Source organism: Comamonas odontotermitis, from assembly GCF_014207855.1.
Classification (GTDB): Bacteria; Pseudomonadota; Gammaproteobacteria; order Burkholderiales; family Burkholderiaceae_C; genus Comamonas; species Comamonas odontotermitis_A.
On sequence record NZ_JACHKZ010000014.1, the window covers coordinates 1 to 16,606 of the forward strand.

A 16,606-nucleotide genomic window follows, 5' to 3' on the forward strand; every position below is an offset into this window, starting at 1 on the left:
ACAGGACAGTGAAACGACTTCGCGCCGATGATAGTGCGGATTCCCGTGTGAAAGTAGGTCATCGTCAGGCTTTTATTCCCAAACCCCCTCAGTCTTCGACTGCGGGGGTTTTGCTTTTGCTCGCCCGAAATTGTGTGGCGAATGTATTGTTTGCCGGGCCGTGCTTGCAGATTTTTGACTGATTATGTTTTCTTCGTTGATGCGTTTGGTACTGCGAACCAGCCTGGTGGCACAAGTCATGTGTGCGATGGTGTTGGGTGTGGCTATTGGGTACCTGATGCCAGAGAGTGCGGGCTATCTGTCCATTCTGGGCAAATTGTTTGTTTCGGCGCTCAAGGCAGTGGCACCGATTCTTGTACTCATTTTGGTTATGGCTGCGATATGCGGCCAGCGCAAGGGTGCCGCGACGCATATGCGCCCCGTGCTGGCGCTCTATCTTGTGGGGACTTTCGCTGCGGCGCTTGTGGGTGTTGCGGCCAGCATGCTTTTTCCTACCACGTTGCATTTGGAAGGCATTGCCGATGTGAGCCAGGCGCCCAAAGATGTTTCGCAAGTGATGCTGGATCTGCTGATGCAGGTGGTGGACAACCCGGTGCATGCGTTGATGGCGGGTAACTATATTGGGGTGCTGGCCTGGGCGATTGCCTTGGGCTTTGCATTTCGCCATGCGGCGGAGAGTTCCAGGCAGCTGATCCAGGATGCCGCAGGGGCAATCACGCAGGTGATTCAGTGGGTGATTCGCCTAGCCCCTCTGGGTATTTTGGGATTGGTTGCATCTACCTTTGCAGAGGCCGGGGCCGATGCCCTGTTGGGTTATGTGCGCGTGCTCTTCGTGCTGGTTGGTGCAATGCTTTTTGTTGCTCTTGTGGTCAACCCCTTGATTGTGGGGGCGGTCATTCGTGCCAATCCCTATCCTCTGGTTTTGACTTGCTTGCGCGAGAGTGCGGTCACGGCCTTTTTCACGCGCAGCTCAGCGGCAAACATTCCGGTCAATTTGGCCTTGGCCGAAAAGCTGGGCCTGGATCGGGATACGTATTCCATTGCGATTCCGTTGGGCGCCACGATCAATATGGCGGGGGCGGCCATTACGATCAGTGTGTTGTCGCTGGCTGCGGCCCACACGATGGGTATTCAGGTGGCGGTGCCGACTGCGATATTGCTTTGTGTTGTGTCGGCCTTGTGTGCATGCGGCGCATCGGGTGTTGCCGGGGGCTCGTTGCTGCTGATTCCACTGGCATGCAGCCTGTTTGGCATCAGCAACGATGTGGTGATGCAGGTCGTGATGGTGGGGATGCTTATCGGTGCCGTGCAGGATTCTGCCGAGACCGCGCTGAATTCGTCCACCGATGTGCTTTTTACTGCTGCGGCTTGCATGCGCGCGGATCGTCTGCGGCAGGCCTGAGGCCTGTGTTTGGCAGATGGCAACGGCTCCCGGAAGGAGCCGTTTTTTCTGCGCAGAGCATTTACAGCAAGAGCCGCCGTCCCTGGTCAAACACCATCAGTTCGCCAGGTTGAAAGTGTGTCCATTCTTCATTGGTGGTGAGGGGGGTTGTGACGACGACGGCGACCCGGTCCTGCGGTGTGGTGCAGGTAGAAAAATCCAGACTGAGGTCTTCGTCGCTCAGGTGCGCATGCGAGAAGGGGTGCGCACGTTCTGTGTAACACAGGAACGTGGTGGCATGGGCCCAGAGCGCGTCGCCATTGCAGAGCAGAAAATTGAAGGTACCATGCGGTGCAATGCGGGCCGCCAGGTCGCGCAAGGTATGGGTCAGCTCTGCAATGCTGGGGGTGCCTGCGTGGGATTTCCACAGCTCCTGCATGATCCAGCAGAACACGTGTTCGCTGTCGGTATCGCCAACAGGGCGGAAGTGGGCGTGCAGACGCGGACGGAAGTCCTTGAGGTCGCCATTGTGGGCAAACACCCAGTTCTTGCCCCATAGCTCGCGTACAAAGGGGTGGCAGTTCTGAAGCAGCACCCGGCCCTGCGTGGCCTTGCGGATGTGCGCAATGACATTGCGGCTTTTGATGGGGTAGCGGCGGATCAGCTCCGCCATGGGCGAGTCCGCGGCCGGATGGTGATCCACCAGGTGGCGCAGGCCGCCTTCTTCGAAGAAGGCAATGCCCCAGCCGTCACTGTGGTGGTCGGTATTGCCGGCGCGCTGCGAAAAGCCGGTAAAGCTGAAGTTGATATCGGTGGGGGTGTTGCAGTTCATCCCCAGCAATTGGCACATGGCAGAACACTCTCAAAACGCACTGAAGACCTAGGGAACCTCTGCAAAACTCCCTGCCGTGGTCTGAACGTGGCCTCGGGCGATCCGCGTCCATCCCATCTGGCGAGGGTTTTGCAGAGGTTCCCTAGTGTAGACCATCCTCAGCCGCCATCAGCGCGCCGCAGGCGTTGGCCGCGCGCGCAGCTGGAGCGCGGCGATGCCAGCGAGCACGCACACAACAGCCAGCAAGGCAAAGGTATCGCGGAAAGCGGACACGCGCTCCGCCATGGCAATTTCCACCGCAGCGGATTGCGCAGCGTAGTAACCCACGCGCCACTCCAGAAAGATGCCACACAGGCTGACGCCGGCTGCGCCACCCAGCATGCGCAGAAAGCTGAAGGTGCTGGAGCCCTGTGAGATGAGGCTTTTGTCCAACGGGCGCATGCTGCCAAGGGTGAGCGAGGGCAGGATGAAGCCCAGGCCAATGCGGCCCAGCACGGTGTAGCCCACCAGCAGCCACAGCGATGAGCCGGGTTGCAGCACGCCCGTCAGTACAAATGACAGTGCCAGCAGTGCCAGCCCGCCTATCACCAGCCAATGGGCGGGCGTGCGGTCGGCCATGCGGCCCGCCAGAGCGATCACGCCGCCCAACACCAGGCCTGCGGGCAGCATGGTGGTTCCCACCACCGATGCCGAGTAAGAAAGCCCCAGTTGCATGAACACGGGCAGCAGATAGGTGGATCCAAAGAGCGCGGTGCCGTAGATGAAGGCGACGATACAGCCGGCGGCAAAGGGTTTGCAGGCAAACAAGCGCAGATCCATCAGCGGTTTGTCGCCACGGGCCAGCATGCGCTTTTCCCACGCCACAAAGCCAGGAAAACAAGCCAGGGCAATGGCGAGCAGCACAGCGCTTTCCTGCCAGCTGGTGCCATGCAGTGCGACGAGGCCGTTGAGCAGGCAGATGGTGCCCACCGTGGCAATGCCCAGGCCAATCCAGTCGAGGCTCTTGCCCTTGCGGTCGGCCGAGGCGCCACCTGGTGCGTTGACGGGCACATACCGCAGGCCCAGCCAGATCGATGCCAGACACAGTGGCACCACCATGAAGAACACTGAGCGCCAACCCATCCAATCCACCAGCAGGCCTCCTACGCTCGGGCCGATGGCGGGCGCCAGCACAATGCCCATGCCGAACAGGCCATTGGCGCGGCCTTGCTCATTGGGCGCAAAGGCGTGCAGGATGATGATGGCTGGAATGGGCTGAATCACGCCAGCGGCGAGGCCCTCGACCACGCGCGCGACCAGCACCAGGTTGTAATCGGTGCTGAAGCCGCCCCCGATGCCGCCAAGCATCAGCAGGACGACCGCGCCCAGATAGGTGTTGCGGTAGCCATAGCGCGAGAGCAGCCAAGGGGTGGTCAGCATTGCCACCGTGGTGGCCACCATGAACGATGATGTCACCCACTGCGCGCGCGACTGGCCCAGCTGGAAGTGGTGGCTCATGGCCGGAATGGCCACGTTGAAGATGGTCGACGAGATGATCGAGGCCATCGTACCGATCATCACGGTAAAGAGCAGATACCAGCGAAAGCGCTCGCCGTACAGGGCGCGCAGATCTTGGGCGTTGTGGTTGCTGATATGCATGATGGATGGCGTGCGACGGCGCAAACCTGGATCGCGCTTGTGCGCGATGTACTATGAATTTAATAGCTTTATGCGCTTGACCGGTCTGCGCTGGGTGCCAATAATTATCGCAACTTTGGCGTTTGAGCACCAGCGCCTGCTGTGCCCTGGCCATCGCCAGCCTGCCCGCAGGCGGGGCAAATGCAACGCTGGCCGCGTTCAGCCGCAGGAATGCGCTGCAGCGCCTCGGGGCTGATCTGCGCGGCCATGCACCAGCATTGCTCTGCTGGCAAACCCTGGGCGACAGCGCACTGGTTGTGCTGTCCGCATAGAGGACACTGCTGGGCCCGGGGATGGGTATTGCTCATGCTGCGGTTGTAGGTGCAGGTGCGGGGCGGGGGGCTGGCAGGGCATCCTCGGGCCGCGCGGTGAGGCTGCCAGCCAGCAACTCCGGCAGGCGGTCTGCGCCCATGCGAAAACCGCAGGCCTGTGCATGTCCGCCACCGCCCATGCTTTCTGCGAGTGGAATGCAGTTGAAATCGGAGCGTGAACGCAGACCGCATTTCACGCCTTTTTCGTTGGCGCTCCACATCAGCGCAAAGCTGCCGCTCTTTTTTGCCAGAATATCGCCCACCTGGCTGTGGAACATGCCGGGGGCGTTCACCATCAGGCCTGCAATACCGTTGAAGACAACAGGCTGCGCGCCCTCGGCAATATCGCTGCACAGCTTGAGGTACTTTTCGTCCATGGCGCCACCACGTGCCATGAAGGCTGCCAACTGCTCAGGCGTGAAGGCGGCAATCTCGGACCAGCGCTCAAATGTGCGCGGCTCCATGTCAAGCGCCGCCAGGAAAGCGCCGCTCTCGGGATACTGCCAGCGCCAGATATCGCGGTCTTCGATGTGCAGGATGAGCGCGGGAATCGCTTTGGTCGGGTGGAAAAACTCCCAGGCGAGGCGTGCCCCGGACTTGTTCATGTCAAAGTGCACCACGCCGCAGGTGCAGCGGTAGCCGGTCAGCTTTTCTGCGGCGCTCTTGTGGTGGTCCAGCAGCACCAGCTTGTGGGCCTTGGCTTCAATGGCGGCCAGCAGCTCGGGGCCAAAGGCGAAATCGAGGATGTAGATGGTGCGGCCATTCAGGTCGCCCAGGTCGTCCACTGTCTGGATTTCGCCATGGTCCAGGCCGCGGAACTCTGCCTTGTCGCCAAAAAACAGCCAGGCCGCCAGCGCGGCGCCATAGCCATCAGGGCAGCTGCGCCCGTGGTAGAGGATGAGCGGCTTGGGGTCGTTGATGTCGGCGCTTACCGGCAGGGACAGGTCGGGCAGTAGTTTCATGCCCGCTATTTTCCGCCAGCTGCAGTACCCGAGTGTGCGCGCTATTTCTGGCCCGCTTTATGCGCTTCCCGGTTTGCGTGTTTCCCTTACCTCTCGCGTTACCAGCCAGATACCCAGACACACCATGGCGAGAGCCAGCATGTAGTGCCAGGCCCAGAGCGTTTCCCTCAGAAACAGGGCTGAGAGCACGGAGCCAAATACCGGCACGGTGAAGTTGTAGATCGTCACCTGGCTGACCCGGTTGTGCTTGAGCAGCAAGCTCCACAAGGTGAAGGCGGCCGAGGACAGCAGGGCCAGATACACCAGAAGCGCCAGCGCCTGCCAGGAAGGCAGGCCCATCTGGCCGCCGCTGCCCCAGCCTATCAGCACCAGCAGCGCGCCGCCCAGTCCCAGTTGCCAGCCGGTCATGGCCATGGCATCCACGGTTTGCGACAGTTGCTTGCCGTAGATGCTGGATGCCGCCAGGATCAGCGCCGCCAGCACCACCGAGCCTTCGCCCAGCCAGCTGAAAGCCCCACCCAGCTCGCCGCTGCCGCCCAGCGTTACCGTGAGCACGCCAGCAAAGCCGATCACGCAGCCCAGAGCCTTGGCAGGCGTGAGCCGGTCGTTAGCGTAGAACCAATGCGCGATCAGCACGCTGAAAAAGGTGGCCGTGGCGTTCATGATGGCGCCTTTGACGCCCGTGGTGTAGGCCAGGCCCAGGTAGAAGAACACATATTGCAGGCTGGTCTGCGTAGCGCCCAGCACCAGCAGTTGGCGCGGATGCGCGCGAAGCGTCTGCAGCGCAGGTTTGCCCATGGCAGCTGCTACCAGCAGCACAAAGCCGCCTGCCATCACAAAACGCCAGCCTGCAAACAGCAGCTTGCCGGGCAGATCGGACTGCGCGATGGAGAACAGCGCATAACCGCCCTTGATGGCCGGGTACGAACTGCCCCATAGCAGGCAGCACAGCAGTGCCACGCCAGCCACCACGGCAGGGCTGCGCCATGTCGATGTCACAGGCGCCGGTGCGTGGCCGGTACTTGCCGTGCTCATGCCAGGGTGTATGCCGTTTTGACGGTGGTGTAGAACTCCTGCGCATAGCGGCCTTGCTCACGCGGGCCGTAGCTTGAGCCCTTGCGGCCGCCAAAGGGCACGTGGTAATCCACGCCCGCCGTGGGCAAATTCACCATCACCATGCCAGCCTGCGCATGGCGCTTGAAGTGCGTGGCGTATTTCAGGCTCGTGGTGGCAATGCCTGCCGACAGGCCGAACGGCGTGTCGTTGGCCACGGCCAGCGCCTCGTCATAGTCGCGCACGCGGATCACGCTGGCCACCGGGCCAAACACCTCTTCGCGGTTGATGCGCATGGCAGGCGTGCTGTCCACCAACAAGGCGGGTTGCAGGAAGAAGCCCTGCTTGCCGCTGCCCGTGTGGCAGCCAATGCGCTCGCCACCGGCGGCCAGCACGGCGCCTTCTGCCTTGGCGATTTCCACGTAGCTCAGGTCCTGCTCCAGCTGTGCCTGGCTGACCACGGGGCCGATGTCGGTGCCCGCTGCACGTGCATCGCCCACCTTGAGTTTGGCCATGCGGGCCTGCAAGGCCTCAATGAAGGCCGGGTAGATTTTCTCGGTCACGATCAGGCGGCTCGATGCCGTGCAACGCTGGCCGGTCGAGTAGAAGCAGCTTTGCGCCGACAGCTCCACGGCCTGGGCCAGATCGGCATCGTCCAGCACCACCTGAGGGTTCTTGCCGCCCATCTCCAGCTGTACTTTCTTGCCGCTCTTCACACAGGCCTCGGCAATGCCGCGGCCCACGCCTACCGATCCGGTAAAGCTGATGGCTGCTATATCGGGGTGCTGCACCAGGGCTTCGCCGATCACGCGGCCCCGGCCCATGACGAGGTTGAACACACCTGCTGGAATACCGCTGCGGTGGATGATGTCGGCCAGGGCCCAGGCGCTGCCCGGCACCAGGTCCGCAGGCTTGAGGACCACGCAGTTGCCAAAGGCCAGCGCCGGGGCAATCTTCCATGCCGGAATGGCGATGGGAAAATTCCACGGCGTGATCAGGCCCACCACGCCGATGGGCTCGCGCGTGATTTCCACGCCAATGCCGGGGCGCACCGATGGAATGCTCTCACCGGCCAGGCGCAGGCATTCGCCCGCAAAGAACTTGAAGATCTGGCCCGCCCGCGCTACCTCGCCAATGGCTTCGGGGCGAGTCTTGCCTTCCTCGCGCGCGAGCAGGTCGCCCAGCTCGTCCTTGCGGGCGAGAATCTCGTTGCCGATCTTGTCGAGCGCATCGTGGCGCGCCTGGATGCCAGAAGTGCTCCAGGCGGGAAAAGCCGCCTGCGCCGCAGCCACCGCCGCATTCACATCGGCTGCGTCGCCTTGTGCATATTCGCCAATCACATCAGCCTGATCGCTGGGGTTGGTGTTGGGTGTGGTGGCGTGGCCCGCAGTCCAGGCGCCGTTGATGAGGTTGTTGTAGATGGTCATAGTGGCATTGGGATAAAAAGGCATCTGGCGCCCGGTCCGTTGGCGCAGATTGCTATGAAATAGGTAGTAATCAACGCACCATGCACGGGCGCTTGGGGTCGAACTGCCAGCCGGGAATCAGGTACTGCATGGCCATGGCGTCGTTGCGCGCTCCCAGGCCATGCTCCAGGTACAAGGCATTGGCGCGCTGCAGTGCTGCGCGGTCTACGGTGACGCCCAGCCCCGGGGTTTGGGGCACATCGACGAAGCCATCCTTGATCTGGAACGGGTTGGTCGTGAGGAACTGGCCGTCCTGCCAGATCCAGTGCGTATCGATGGCGGTGACCTTGCCGGGAACGGCTGCGGCTACGTGGGTGAACATGGCCAGCGAAATGTCGAAATGGTTGTTGGAGTGCGAGCCCCATGTGAGGCCCCAGTCGCGGCAGGTCTGGCCCACGCGCACGGAGCCCGCCATGGTCCAGAAGTGCGGGTCGGCCAGCGGGATGTCGACCGACTGCAGCGACAGCGCATGCACCATCTGGCGCCAGTCGGTCGCCACCATGTTGGTGGCCGTCGGCAGGCCGGTGGCGCGGCGAAATTCGGCCATCACCTCGCGGCCCGAAAAGCCGCCTTCCGCCCCGCAGGGGTCTTCTGCGTAGGCCAGTACACCGTGCATGTCGCGCATCAGCCGGATGGCGTCCTTCAGAAGCCAGCCCCCATTGGGATCGAGCGTGACACGCGCTTGTGGAAAGCGCTGCGCCAGCGCGGTCACTGCCTGTACCTCTTCCTCGCCTGCCAGCACACCGCCTTTGAGCTTGAAATCGTTGAACCCATAGCGCGCGTGCGCGGCCTCTGCCTGGCGCACGATAGCCTCGGGCGTCATGGCCGCCTGGTGGCGCACCTGGCTCCAGGCGTCGCTGCCCGTGCGGTCATTGCCTGGCTGGATGTAGGGCAAGTCGGTTTGTTGGAACGGGCCAACGAAGAACAGATAGCCCAGCATTTCGACGCGTGTGCGCTGCTGGCCTTCGCCCAGCAAGGCCGCCACCGGCACACCGAGGTGCTGGCCCAGCAGGTCGAGCAAGGCAGATTCGACCGCCGTGACGGCATGGATGGCAATGCGCAGGTCAAATGTCTGCAGTCCGCGGCCGCCACTGTCGCGGCCTGCCAATAGCAGCTGCACCTTCTGCAGCAATTGCAGGTGCTGGCCAATGGACTGGCCCAGCAGCGCGGCCTTGCTGTCTTCGAGCGCCTGGCGTATGCCTTCGCCGCCCGGCACCTCGCCCACACCGGTGTGGCCGCTGCTGTCATGCACCAGCATCACGTTGCGGGTGAAGAAGGGCGCGTGCGCGCCGCTCAGGTTCATCAGCATGCCATCGCGGCCTGCTACGGGAATGACTTCGATCTCGGTGATGGTGGGCGTTGGAGCCATGGACGTGTCTCTCTGCGGTTCTGTCATTCGGTACGTGCCGCAGCAGCGGCTTGCGACCAGGGAACTTCCTGTACCAGGCTGCCCTGGGCGATAAAGCTGCGCAGGTTGGCGAGCACCAGATCTGCCATGGCGCGCCGTGTCTCCTGCGTGCCGCTGGCGATATGCGGGGCCAGCACCACATTGTCCTGCTGCAAAAGGCCGGGCAGTGGGTGAGGCTCATCTTCAAATACATCAAGGCCTGCCCCGGCGATGGTACCGTTTTGCAAGGCCTGCAGCAGCGCGGCCTCGTCCACCACGCTGCCGCGCGCCACGTTGATGAGAAAGCCTTGCGGCCCCAGGGCCTGCAGTACCCTGGCGTCGACGAGGTGCTGCGTTGCGCTGCCGCCCGCCGCCGTGATGACGAGGAAATCACACCACGCGGCCAGCTCTTGCACAGAGGCCATGTACCGGTGTGCAGAGTCTGCTAGCGGGCGACGGTTGTGGTAGGCCACTTCCATGTCAAAGCCGCTGGCGCGCCGCGCCACCTGCAAGCCGATGCGTCCCATGCCCAGAATGCCCAGGCGCTTGCCCGATGCCCTGGTGTAGACGCCAAAGCGCTGCTGCGGCCACAAGCCTGCGCGTACAAAGCGGTCGGCGGCAGACAAGTGGCGTGCAGTGTCCAGCAGCAGGGCAAAGGCCATGTCGGCCACGCAATCGTCCAGCACGCCTGGCGTGTAGCCCACGCGGGCGCCACGCGCAAGGATGGAGGCCTGATCCAGCGAATCAAAGCCCACCCCAAAGCTGCTGATGCAGCGCAGGTGGGGCAGGGCCTCAATCACCTGGGCGGGTGCACCCATGCCGGCAGAGGTGACGAAGTACTCGAACTGCGCGCCATGCAGTGCCAGAAACTGCGCCGGATCCGGCTGTTCGCCGAGAATGGTGATGTCGAACTCGCGTGCCAGATCGGCATCCAGCGCGGGCAAGGGCATCTTGCCCATTTGCAGGACACGGGGGCGGGTAGCTTCAGTCATGGTGATGAGGGATGTGCCCGCCTTCGCGCGCGCATGGCGCGGCTGCGGGCAGGCGGTGGTGGGAGGGTCAGCCTTCGACCTTTTTGATCAAGGCAGCGAGCATGTCGACTTCTTCCGGCTTCAAATCGGCCAGCGGCGCGCGTACCGGGCCCGCATCGTGGCCCACCAGCTTGGCGCCAGCTTTGATGATGGAGACGGCGTAGCCCGCGCTGCGGTTGCGGATCTTCAGGTAAGGCATGAAGAAGTCCTTGAGCAGCTGGTGCTGGGTGGCATGGTCGTCGGTGCGCACGGCTTCATAAAAGCGCATTGCGGTCTTGGGGATGAAGTTGAACACCGCAGACGAGTACACGGGCGTGCCCAGCGCCTTGTATGCCGCCGCGTATACCTCGGCAGTCGGCAGGCCGCCCAGGTAGGCCAGGCGGTCGCCCATCGTCAGGTACATGGCCGACATGGCTTCGATGTCGCCCACGCCATCCTTGAAACCTACCAGGTTGGGGTTGCGCTCGCACAGGCGTGCCACGGTTTCGGGCTTGAATTTGCTCACGCCCCGGTTGTAGATGATGACGCCGAATTTGACACTCTTGCAGACCGCTTCCACGTGTGCGGCGAGCCCTTCCTGGCTGGCTTCGGTCATGTAATGCGGCATCAGCAGAATGCCATGGGCGCCAGCAGCCTCTGCGGCCTGCGCGCACTGGATGGCAAAGCGCGTAGGGCCGCCGGCGCCTGCAATGATGGGCACCTTGCCCTTGCAGGTATCGACGGCGGTCCTGATGATCTCTGGGTATTCGTCTGCCGTGAGCGAGAAGAATTCACCCGTGCCGCCTGCGGCGAACAGTGCGCTTGCGCCGTAAGGCGCAAGCCACTCCAGGCGCGATGCATAGCCTTTGGCGTTGAAGTTGCCTTGCGCATCAAAATCAGTCACGGGGAAGGACAGCAGGCCGGAGCTCATCACGTGCTTCACATCTTGGGGGCTCATGGTGGTCATAAATAATCTTTCAAGAACGAATGAGAGGGAGCAACCGCAGTGGTGATCAGTCCAGCTGCAGGTTGGCGGATTGAACAACCGTGCGCCAGCGCTGGCGTTCGGCGTTGAAAAACTGGTCGGTTTGGGCCGGTGTCATCGTGACCACCTCAGCGCCCTGGCCGGTGAGGCGGGCGCGCACATCGGGCGTGCGAATGGCTGCCAGCAACGCCTGGTTGACGCGCTGGATCACTGCATCGGGCGTCTTGGCGGGCAGCACCACGCCTTGCCATGTGCCGGAGGCAAAGCCTTTGGCGCCTTGTTCGGCCAGCGTGGGCACATCGGCGATCAGCGGCATGCGGCTTTCCTTGGAGATGCCCAGCAGCTTGAGCTTGCCGCTCTGCACCTGCGGGTAGGTCGCCAGCATGCCGTTCATCAGCACCTGGGTCTGGCCAGCGACGGTGTCCTGCACCGATTGCACGCCGCCCTTGTAGGGCACATACACCCACTTGGCGCCGGTGATGCGAGCGAGCTCCACCCCGGCCAGGTGCGGGGCGCTGCCGGTGGCTGTCACGGCAAAGTTCAAGTCCTGTTTTTTTGACAGTGCCACCAGCTCCTGCAGGTTATTTGCGGGTACCGAAGGGTGCACGACCAGCATGTGCGGCGAATAGGCCAGCATGGCGGCGCCGCGCAAGTCCTTGCTGGGGTCAAAAGCCAGCTTGGTGTAGATCGAGGGCGAGATCGCCAGCGCCCCCAGATCGCACAGCAGCCAGGTGTAGCCATCGGGCTGGGCCCGGGCCACCAGTTCGGCGCCCAGGTTGCCATTGGCTCCGGGCTTGTTGTCGATGACGACCGGTTGCTTGAGCTCTTGCGAAATCAGCTGGCCGATCGAGCGGGCAATGATGTCGGAGCTGCCCCCTGGTGGATACGGCACAACCAGCCGGATCGGCTTGCTCGGCCAGGCATCGGCAGCCTGGGCAGGGCTGAGTGCGGCGCTGGCTGCAAGTGCCAGCGCGGTGTAGAGAAACCGGGCGCGGGTGATCATGGGGGCTGTCTCCTGAGTTGTTGTAAGTCATCATACAACTTAAAATCAGAATGTAAAGGCACCGCATCTGCAGGTTAACACCTAGATCGCTCGAATCAGCGGATGAAAGACCGGGAGGAAGGCGCTGCAGAAAGGCGCTATCGGCTCTGGGCGGGTTTGTATGCGCGCCCGGAGCCCTTGGTTGCCCGATCCGAAGGGTTTGCTGCTTAGAGCGTGTTCACGATCTCACTCCAGCCCGCAAAGCCACTGTCGCGGCGCGAGGAGGTGGTAAACACGTTCTTGGATCAGGCGTCCTGGGAGGTGGCGCCTGCGCTTTGGCGCTGAGCCAGACGCAGGCGTTCGCGTGAATTGGTCAGGTGGATGCGCATGGCGGCACGGGCCGAATCGGCGTCCTGCCGTTCGATGGCGGCATAAATCTCTTCATGCTCACGATTGACGCGGCGCAGATAGTCCGGATCGCGTGCGGGCTTGTCGATGGACGCAATGCGGGTGCGCGGAATCAGCATGCTACCAAAGTGCTGCAAGATATCCTGGAAGTAACGGTTGCCCGTTGCCTGGGCAATGCTCAGGTGGAATGCGAGGTCGTGGCTGACGGTCTCTGCCCCGGCGGCAAAGTTGATCTCGAAGGCTTGCAACGCCTGCAGCATGGCGTGCAGGTGCTGAGGCTGGCGGCGCTGGGCGGCAAGGCCCGCAGCCTCGGTCTCCAGGCTGATGCGCAATTCCAGCACGGCGAGCACGTCAACCGACTCGCTCAACTCGCTGGCGCTCAGCACCAGGCCCGGGCTTTGGCGCGCAGGCAACACAAAGGTGCCAATGCCGTGCCGCGTCTCCACCAGGCCCGACGCCTGCAGCTTGGACAGCGCTTCGCGCACGACGGTGCGGCTGACATCGTAGCTGCGCACCAGTTCCGACTCGGTGGGCAGCTTGTCGCCTTCACCCAGCAGGCCCTGCCGGATCTTGGTTTCAAACTCTTCGGACAGCAGGTTGGCCAGGTTGCGGCTGCCCCGGTTGGCCTTGTTGCGCAGGGCGCCAGCATCCGGGCTGGAAAAAATTGCAGGAGATTGGGGTAATTCCGAAGTCGGCTTGCTCATGGCTCTGATGATAATCGCAACATGTTGTATGACAACATATCACTAACCCCGGATATTGAACATTTATGAGCCAGCCTTTGAGAGTGCATCGTTTGTTGTTGACCGGCGCTGCCGGCGGTCTGGGCAGAGTGCTGCGCGAACGCTTGCGCCCCTATGCCGAGGTGCTGCGCCTGTCGGACGTGGCAGGCATGGCGCCCGCTCGTGATACGAGCGAGGAAGTGGTGTTTTGCGATCTGGCAGACAAGCAGGCGGTTGACGCGCTGGTGGCCGGGTGCGATGCCATTGTGCACATGGGCGGCGTTTCGGTGGAGCGCTCTTTTGAAGAGGTGCTGGAAGCCAATATCAAAGGCATCTTCAACCTGTATGAGGCTGCGCGGCGCCACGGCGTGCGGCGTGTGGTGTTTGCCAGCTCCAACCACGTGATCGGCTTTTACAAGCAGAGCGACAAACTCGACGCCAACGTGCGCCGCCGCCCCGACGGGTATTACGGCCTGTCCAAATCCTTTGGTGAGGACATGGCGAGCTTCTATTTTGACCGCTATGGCATCGAAACCGTCAGCATGCGCATCGGCTCATCCTTTCCAGAGCCCAAGGACCGCCGCATGATGAGCACCTGGCTCAGCTACGACGACCTGGTGCAACTGATCGAGAAAGCCCTGTTCACCCCGAACGTCGGTCACACGGTGGTGTACGGCGCATCCAACAACCGCGATGCCTGGTGGGACAACCATGCCGCCGCCCACCTGGGCTTTGCGCCCAAGGACAGCTCCGAGCCCTGGCGCGCCAAGGTGGAGGCGCAGCCAGCCCCCGCTGCCAACGACCCGGTGGCGGTCTACCAGGGCGGTGCTTTTACGGCGCAAGGCCCTTTTGGCGACAGTGAAGGCCAGCCAGCATGAGTGCCGAACTCGTTCTGGATGCACGCAACGCCACCGGCGAGAGCCCGGTGTGGCGGGCCTGCGAGCAGGCGCTGTACTGGGCTGATATTCCGCGTGGCGTTCTCCACCGCTGGCTGGCAGGCAAGGTGCAGCATACGCAGTGGCAACTGCCGCAGATGCTGGCCTGCATGGCGGCCTGGAATGGCGATGGCCGGCGCTGGGTGGCGGGGCTGGAAGACGGCATCTACGAGGTGACCGCAGAAGAGGGCGCGGAGGCCGCGCAGGTGCGCCCACTCGCTGCCGTGCAGCACGCCTTGCCCGGCATGCGTTTCAACGATGGCCGCTGCGACCGCCAGGGCCGCTTTGTTGCGGGCACCATGTTCATGGACATGGCCGCTGCGCAGGCCGTGGGCAAGGTGTACCGGCTGGGGGCGGGCGAGCTGGCCGCAGGCGCTGCCACTGATTTACAGCTGGGGCCGCTGATCACGCCCAATGGCCTGGCGTTCAGCCCTGACGGCCAAACCATGTACCTGTCCGATTCACACCCCAGCGTGCAGACGATCTGGGCCTTCGACTACGACATGGCCACGGGCACGCCGCGCAATCGCCGGGTGTTTGTGGACATGAAGCCCTTGCCCGGCAGGCCCGATGGGGCTGCGGTGGACGCCGACGGCTGCTACTGGATCTGCGGCAATGACGCGGGGTTGGTGCATCGCTTCACTCCGGGCGGCAGGCTGGACCGGTCGCTTGCCGTTCCCGTCAGGAAACCAGCGATGTGTGCGTTTGGCGGCGCAAATCTGGATGTGCTGTACGTCACATCGATCCGGCCCGACGGCGTGGATCTGGCCGAGCAGCCGCTTGCTGGAGGGGTTTTTGCGCTGCAGCCGGGCGTGCAGGGCTTGCCCGAGCCTGCGTTTGCCGGAGGCTAGGTTTTTTTAAGGTATGGCCTGCGCCTGAGCGCGGGCGCTGTTTGACAAAGAAAACTGTTGAGAAAGAGGAAGACAAATGAAAGCCAACAAACTGTGGGTGGCCTTGGCCGCAAGTGTGCTGTCGCTGGCTGCCAGCGCAACGGAATTCCGCTCGTCAGATATCCACCCGGACGACTACCCGACCGTGCAGGCGGTCAAATTCATGGGGGAGCGCCTGAAGGCGCTGTCTGGCGGCAAGCACACCATCCGCGTGTACCCCAATGGGGCGCTGGGAGGTGAGAAGGAAACCATCGAACAGGCCAAGATCGGCGCGCTCGCCATGGTGCGCGTGAACGTCGGCGCGATGAACAATGTCTGCGGCGAAACCATCGTGCCCACCATGCCGTTTCTCTTTCGCTCGGTAGAGCACATGCACAAGGTGCTTGACGGCCCGGTGGGCGAGGAGATTCTGAAGGCCTGCGAAAAGCAGGGCTTTGTCGGCCTGGGCTTTTACGACAGTGGGGCGCGCTCGATGTTCACCGCCAAGAAGCCGGTCAAATCCTTTGCCGACATGAAGGGCATGAAGGTGCGCGTGCAGCAGTCCGATCTGTGGGTGAGCATGCTCGAAGCGATGGGCGCCAATGCCACCCCCATGCCGATGGGCGAGGTCTACACGGGCCTGAAGACCGGCCTGATCGATGCCGCCGAAAACAACTACCCGACCTATGAAAGCTCGCGCTCGTTCGAGGTGGCCAAGTACTTCACCAAGACCGAGCATTCGATGGCGCCCGAGATTCTGCTGTTCTCCAAGCGCACCTTCGACAGACTCTCACCCGAGGAGCAAGGCTGGATCCGCCAGGCGGCCAAGGAGTCGGTGCCCTATATGCGCAAGCAGTGGGCCGAGCGCGAAGCCAAATCACTGGCCATCGTGAAGGCTGGCGGCGCCGAAATCATCGAGATCGACAAGGCGCCTTTCCAGGCCGCGATGAAGCCGGTGTACGACAAGTTCATCACCGATGCCAAGCTCAAGGATCTGGTCAAGCGCACGCAGGAAACCCAATAACCACCACAGCCACGATTGCTTGGCTGGCGAGAGCCGTGTCAGGCGATTGGGAATATCAAAAACAATAGCTGCTGGCGCTTTCTGTACAAGCGCTGGGGTTTGATTGGGCCTCAAAACTATGTATACCAAAATTTGCAGCGCATTGTCCCGCTCATGCATGTGGCTGGGAGTGATGGGGCTGGTGCTCCTGATTGCTGCGGTGAGCTGGCAGGTGTTTGGCCGTTATGTGCTCAACAACACGCCGACCTGGGCCGAGAGCCTGTCGCTGCTGCTGGTGCTGTACGTCACCATGTTCGGTGTGGCCGTGGGTGTGCGCAACTCCGGCCATATCGGGCTGGAATCGTTTCTGGTGCTGGCGCCGGACTGGTTGCGCACCAAGATGGAATACCTGATCCACGCACTGGTGCTGCTGTTTGGCGCCTGCATGGCCTACAGCTGCGCGTCGCTGGCCGAATCGGTGTGGGAATACCGCCTGCCCACCCTGGGCATCTCCGAGGGCTGGAAGTACATCCCAGCCGTGATCGCAGGCAGCCTGATCGTGCTGTTTTCCATTGAACACATCATTGCACTCGCGCAGGGCCGCGAAGTGGAAGCCAACTGAG

The 16,606-nt window shown here is 62.6% G+C and carries 17 protein-coding genes; 6 read left to right on the forward strand and 11 right to left on the reverse strand.

Going from position 1 to position 16,606, the window contains the following annotated elements:
* Positions 1–182 (forward strand): hypothetical protein (locus HNP33_RS20870; RefSeq protein WP_221452061.1); only part of this gene is annotated, 182 nt, incomplete at its 5' end.
* Between the two features lie 2 nt (positions 183–184).
* Positions 185–1,402 carry a serine/threonine transporter SstT gene (gene sstT / locus HNP33_RS11975; protein ID WP_184708709.1) on the forward strand — a complete coding sequence of 406 codons (1,218 nt, stop codon included), beginning with the start codon at positions 185–187 and terminating at the stop codon, positions 1,400–1,402.
* A gap of 61 nt (positions 1,403–1,463) precedes the next feature.
* Here the strand turns inward: sstT and HNP33_RS11980 are convergent, their stop codons facing one another.
* The 11 genes from HNP33_RS11980 to HNP33_RS12030 form a co-directional block, all read right to left on the reverse strand.
* Positions 1,464–2,231, reverse strand: a complete 768-nt coding sequence (locus HNP33_RS11980; RefSeq protein WP_184708711.1) for a class II glutamine amidotransferase — start codon at positions 2,229–2,231, stop codon at positions 1,464–1,466.
* 150 nt (positions 2,232–2,381) lie between these two features.
* A complete protein-coding gene (locus HNP33_RS11985) occupies positions 2,382–3,851 on the reverse strand; it encodes an MFS transporter (protein ID WP_184708714.1) in 1,470 nt (489 codons plus the stop codon).
* Positions 3,852–3,955: 104 nt separating this feature from the next.
* On the reverse strand, positions 3,956–4,198 hold the full coding sequence (locus tag HNP33_RS11990; RefSeq protein ID WP_184708716.1) for a cysteine-rich CWC family protein: 243 nt from the start codon (positions 4,196–4,198) through the stop codon (positions 3,956–3,958).
* The gene (locus HNP33_RS11995) at positions 4,195–5,163 is read right to left on the reverse strand and encodes a DHH family phosphoesterase (RefSeq protein ID WP_184708718.1); all 969 of its coding nucleotides are present in this window, start codon (positions 5,161–5,163) and stop codon (positions 4,195–4,197) included. The genes HNP33_RS11990 and HNP33_RS11995 overlap by 4 nt, the downstream gene beginning before the upstream one ends.
* A 57-nt stretch (positions 5,164–5,220) precedes the next feature.
* Entirely contained in the window at positions 5,221–6,198 is a 978-nt protein-coding gene (locus HNP33_RS12000; protein ID WP_184708720.1) for a DMT family transporter, read from the reverse strand.
* On the reverse strand, positions 6,195–7,643 hold the full coding sequence (locus tag HNP33_RS12005; RefSeq protein WP_184708722.1) for an aldehyde dehydrogenase family protein: 1,449 nt from the start codon (positions 7,641–7,643) through the stop codon (positions 6,195–6,197). Before HNP33_RS12005 ends, HNP33_RS12000 begins: the two co-directional genes overlap by 4 nt.
* 70 nt (positions 7,644–7,713) lie before the next feature.
* The gene (locus HNP33_RS12010) at positions 7,714–9,051 is read right to left on the reverse strand and encodes an enolase C-terminal domain-like protein (RefSeq protein WP_184708724.1); all 1,338 of its coding nucleotides are present in this window, start codon (positions 9,049–9,051) and stop codon (positions 7,714–7,716) included.
* 23 nt (positions 9,052–9,074) lie between these two features.
* Positions 9,075–10,061, reverse strand: a complete 987-nt coding sequence (locus HNP33_RS12015) for a 2-hydroxyacid dehydrogenase (RefSeq protein WP_184708726.1) — start codon at positions 10,059–10,061, stop codon at positions 9,075–9,077.
* A 67-nt stretch (positions 10,062–10,128) separates the two neighbouring features.
* Entirely contained in the window at positions 10,129–11,037 is a 909-nt protein-coding gene (gene kdgD, locus HNP33_RS12020; protein ID WP_184708728.1) for a 5-dehydro-4-deoxyglucarate dehydratase, read from the reverse strand.
* Between the two features lie 55 nt (positions 11,038–11,092).
* Complete coding sequence (locus tag HNP33_RS12025) at positions 11,093–12,067, reverse strand: Bug family tripartite tricarboxylate transporter substrate binding protein (RefSeq protein ID WP_184708730.1); 975 nt, start codon at positions 12,065–12,067, stop codon at positions 11,093–11,095.
* Between the two features lie 284 nt (positions 12,068–12,351).
* Positions 12,352–13,158, reverse strand: coding sequence for a FadR/GntR family transcriptional regulator (locus HNP33_RS12030; RefSeq protein WP_184708732.1), 807 nt, complete (start codon positions 13,156–13,158; stop codon positions 12,352–12,354).
* A 65-nt stretch (positions 13,159–13,223) separates the two neighbouring features.
* On the opposite strand from HNP33_RS12030, the gene HNP33_RS12035 reads away from it, so the two are divergent.
* From HNP33_RS12035 to HNP33_RS12050, 4 genes are all read left to right on the forward strand, one after another.
* A complete protein-coding gene (locus HNP33_RS12035) occupies positions 13,224–14,054 on the forward strand; it encodes an NAD-dependent epimerase/dehydratase family protein (protein ID WP_184708734.1) in 831 nt (276 codons plus the stop codon).
* On the forward strand, positions 14,051–14,962 hold the full coding sequence (locus tag HNP33_RS12040; protein ID WP_184708736.1) for an SMP-30/gluconolactonase/LRE family protein: 912 nt from the start codon (positions 14,051–14,053) through the stop codon (positions 14,960–14,962). Before HNP33_RS12035 ends, HNP33_RS12040 begins: the two co-directional genes overlap by 4 nt.
* 76 nt (positions 14,963–15,038) lie before the next feature.
* Positions 15,039–16,004 carry a TRAP transporter substrate-binding protein gene (locus HNP33_RS12045; RefSeq protein WP_184708738.1) on the forward strand — a complete coding sequence of 322 codons (966 nt, stop codon included), beginning with the start codon at positions 15,039–15,041 and terminating at the stop codon, positions 16,002–16,004.
* A gap of 118 nt (positions 16,005–16,122) precedes the next feature.
* Positions 16,123–16,605, forward strand: a complete 483-nt coding sequence (locus HNP33_RS12050) for a TRAP transporter small permease (RefSeq protein ID WP_184708740.1) — start codon at positions 16,123–16,125, stop codon at positions 16,603–16,605.
* Position 16,606: the final 1 nt, after the last annotated feature.

Excerpts from the sequence above, each read along its gene's own strand:
- HNP33_RS12040 (WP_184708736.1), top strand. The coding sequence starts at position 14,051 with ATGAGTGCCGAACTCGTTCTGGATGCACGCAACGCCACCGGCGAGAGC.
- HNP33_RS12050 (WP_184708740.1), top strand. The coding sequence starts at position 16,123 with ATGTATACCAAAATTTGCAGCGCATTGTCCCGCTCATGCATGTGGCTG.
- HNP33_RS12015 (WP_184708726.1), bottom strand. The coding sequence starts at position 10,061 with ATGACTGAAGCTACCCGCCCCCGTGTCCTGCAAATGGGCAAGATGCCC.
- sstT (WP_184708709.1), top strand. The coding sequence starts at position 185 with ATGTTTTCTTCGTTGATGCGTTTGGTACTGCGAACCAGCCTGGTGGCA.
- HNP33_RS12045 (WP_184708738.1), top strand. The coding sequence starts at position 15,039 with ATGAAAGCCAACAAACTGTGGGTGGCCTTGGCCGCAAGTGTGCTGTCG.
- HNP33_RS12000 (WP_184708720.1), bottom strand. The coding sequence starts at position 6,198 with ATGAGCACGGCAAGTACCGGCCACGCACCGGCGCCTGTGACATCGACA.
- HNP33_RS12030 (WP_184708732.1), bottom strand. The coding sequence starts at position 13,158 with ATGAGCAAGCCGACTTCGGAATTACCCCAATCTCCTGCAATTTTTTCC.
- HNP33_RS12005 (WP_184708722.1), bottom strand. The coding sequence starts at position 7,643 with ATGACCATCTACAACAACCTCATCAACGGCGCCTGGACTGCGGGCCAC.
- HNP33_RS12010 (WP_184708724.1), bottom strand. The coding sequence starts at position 9,051 with ATGGCTCCAACGCCCACCATCACCGAGATCGAAGTCATTCCCGTAGCA.
- HNP33_RS11995 (WP_184708718.1), bottom strand. The coding sequence starts at position 5,163 with ATGAAACTACTGCCCGACCTGTCCCTGCCGGTAAGCGCCGACATCAAC.
- HNP33_RS11990 (WP_184708716.1), bottom strand. The coding sequence starts at position 4,198 with ATGAGCAATACCCATCCCCGGGCCCAGCAGTGTCCTCTATGCGGACAG.
- HNP33_RS12025 (WP_184708730.1), bottom strand. The coding sequence starts at position 12,067 with ATGATCACCCGCGCCCGGTTTCTCTACACCGCGCTGGCACTTGCAGCC.
- HNP33_RS11985 (WP_184708714.1), bottom strand. The coding sequence starts at position 3,851 with ATGCATATCAGCAACCACAACGCCCAAGATCTGCGCGCCCTGTACGGC.
- HNP33_RS12035 (WP_184708734.1), top strand. The coding sequence starts at position 13,224 with ATGAGCCAGCCTTTGAGAGTGCATCGTTTGTTGTTGACCGGCGCTGCC.
- HNP33_RS11980 (WP_184708711.1), bottom strand. The coding sequence starts at position 2,231 with ATGTGCCAATTGCTGGGGATGAACTGCAACACCCCCACCGATATCAAC.
- kdgD (WP_184708728.1), bottom strand. The coding sequence starts at position 11,037 with ATGAGCCCCCAAGATGTGAAGCACGTGATGAGCTCCGGCCTGCTGTCC.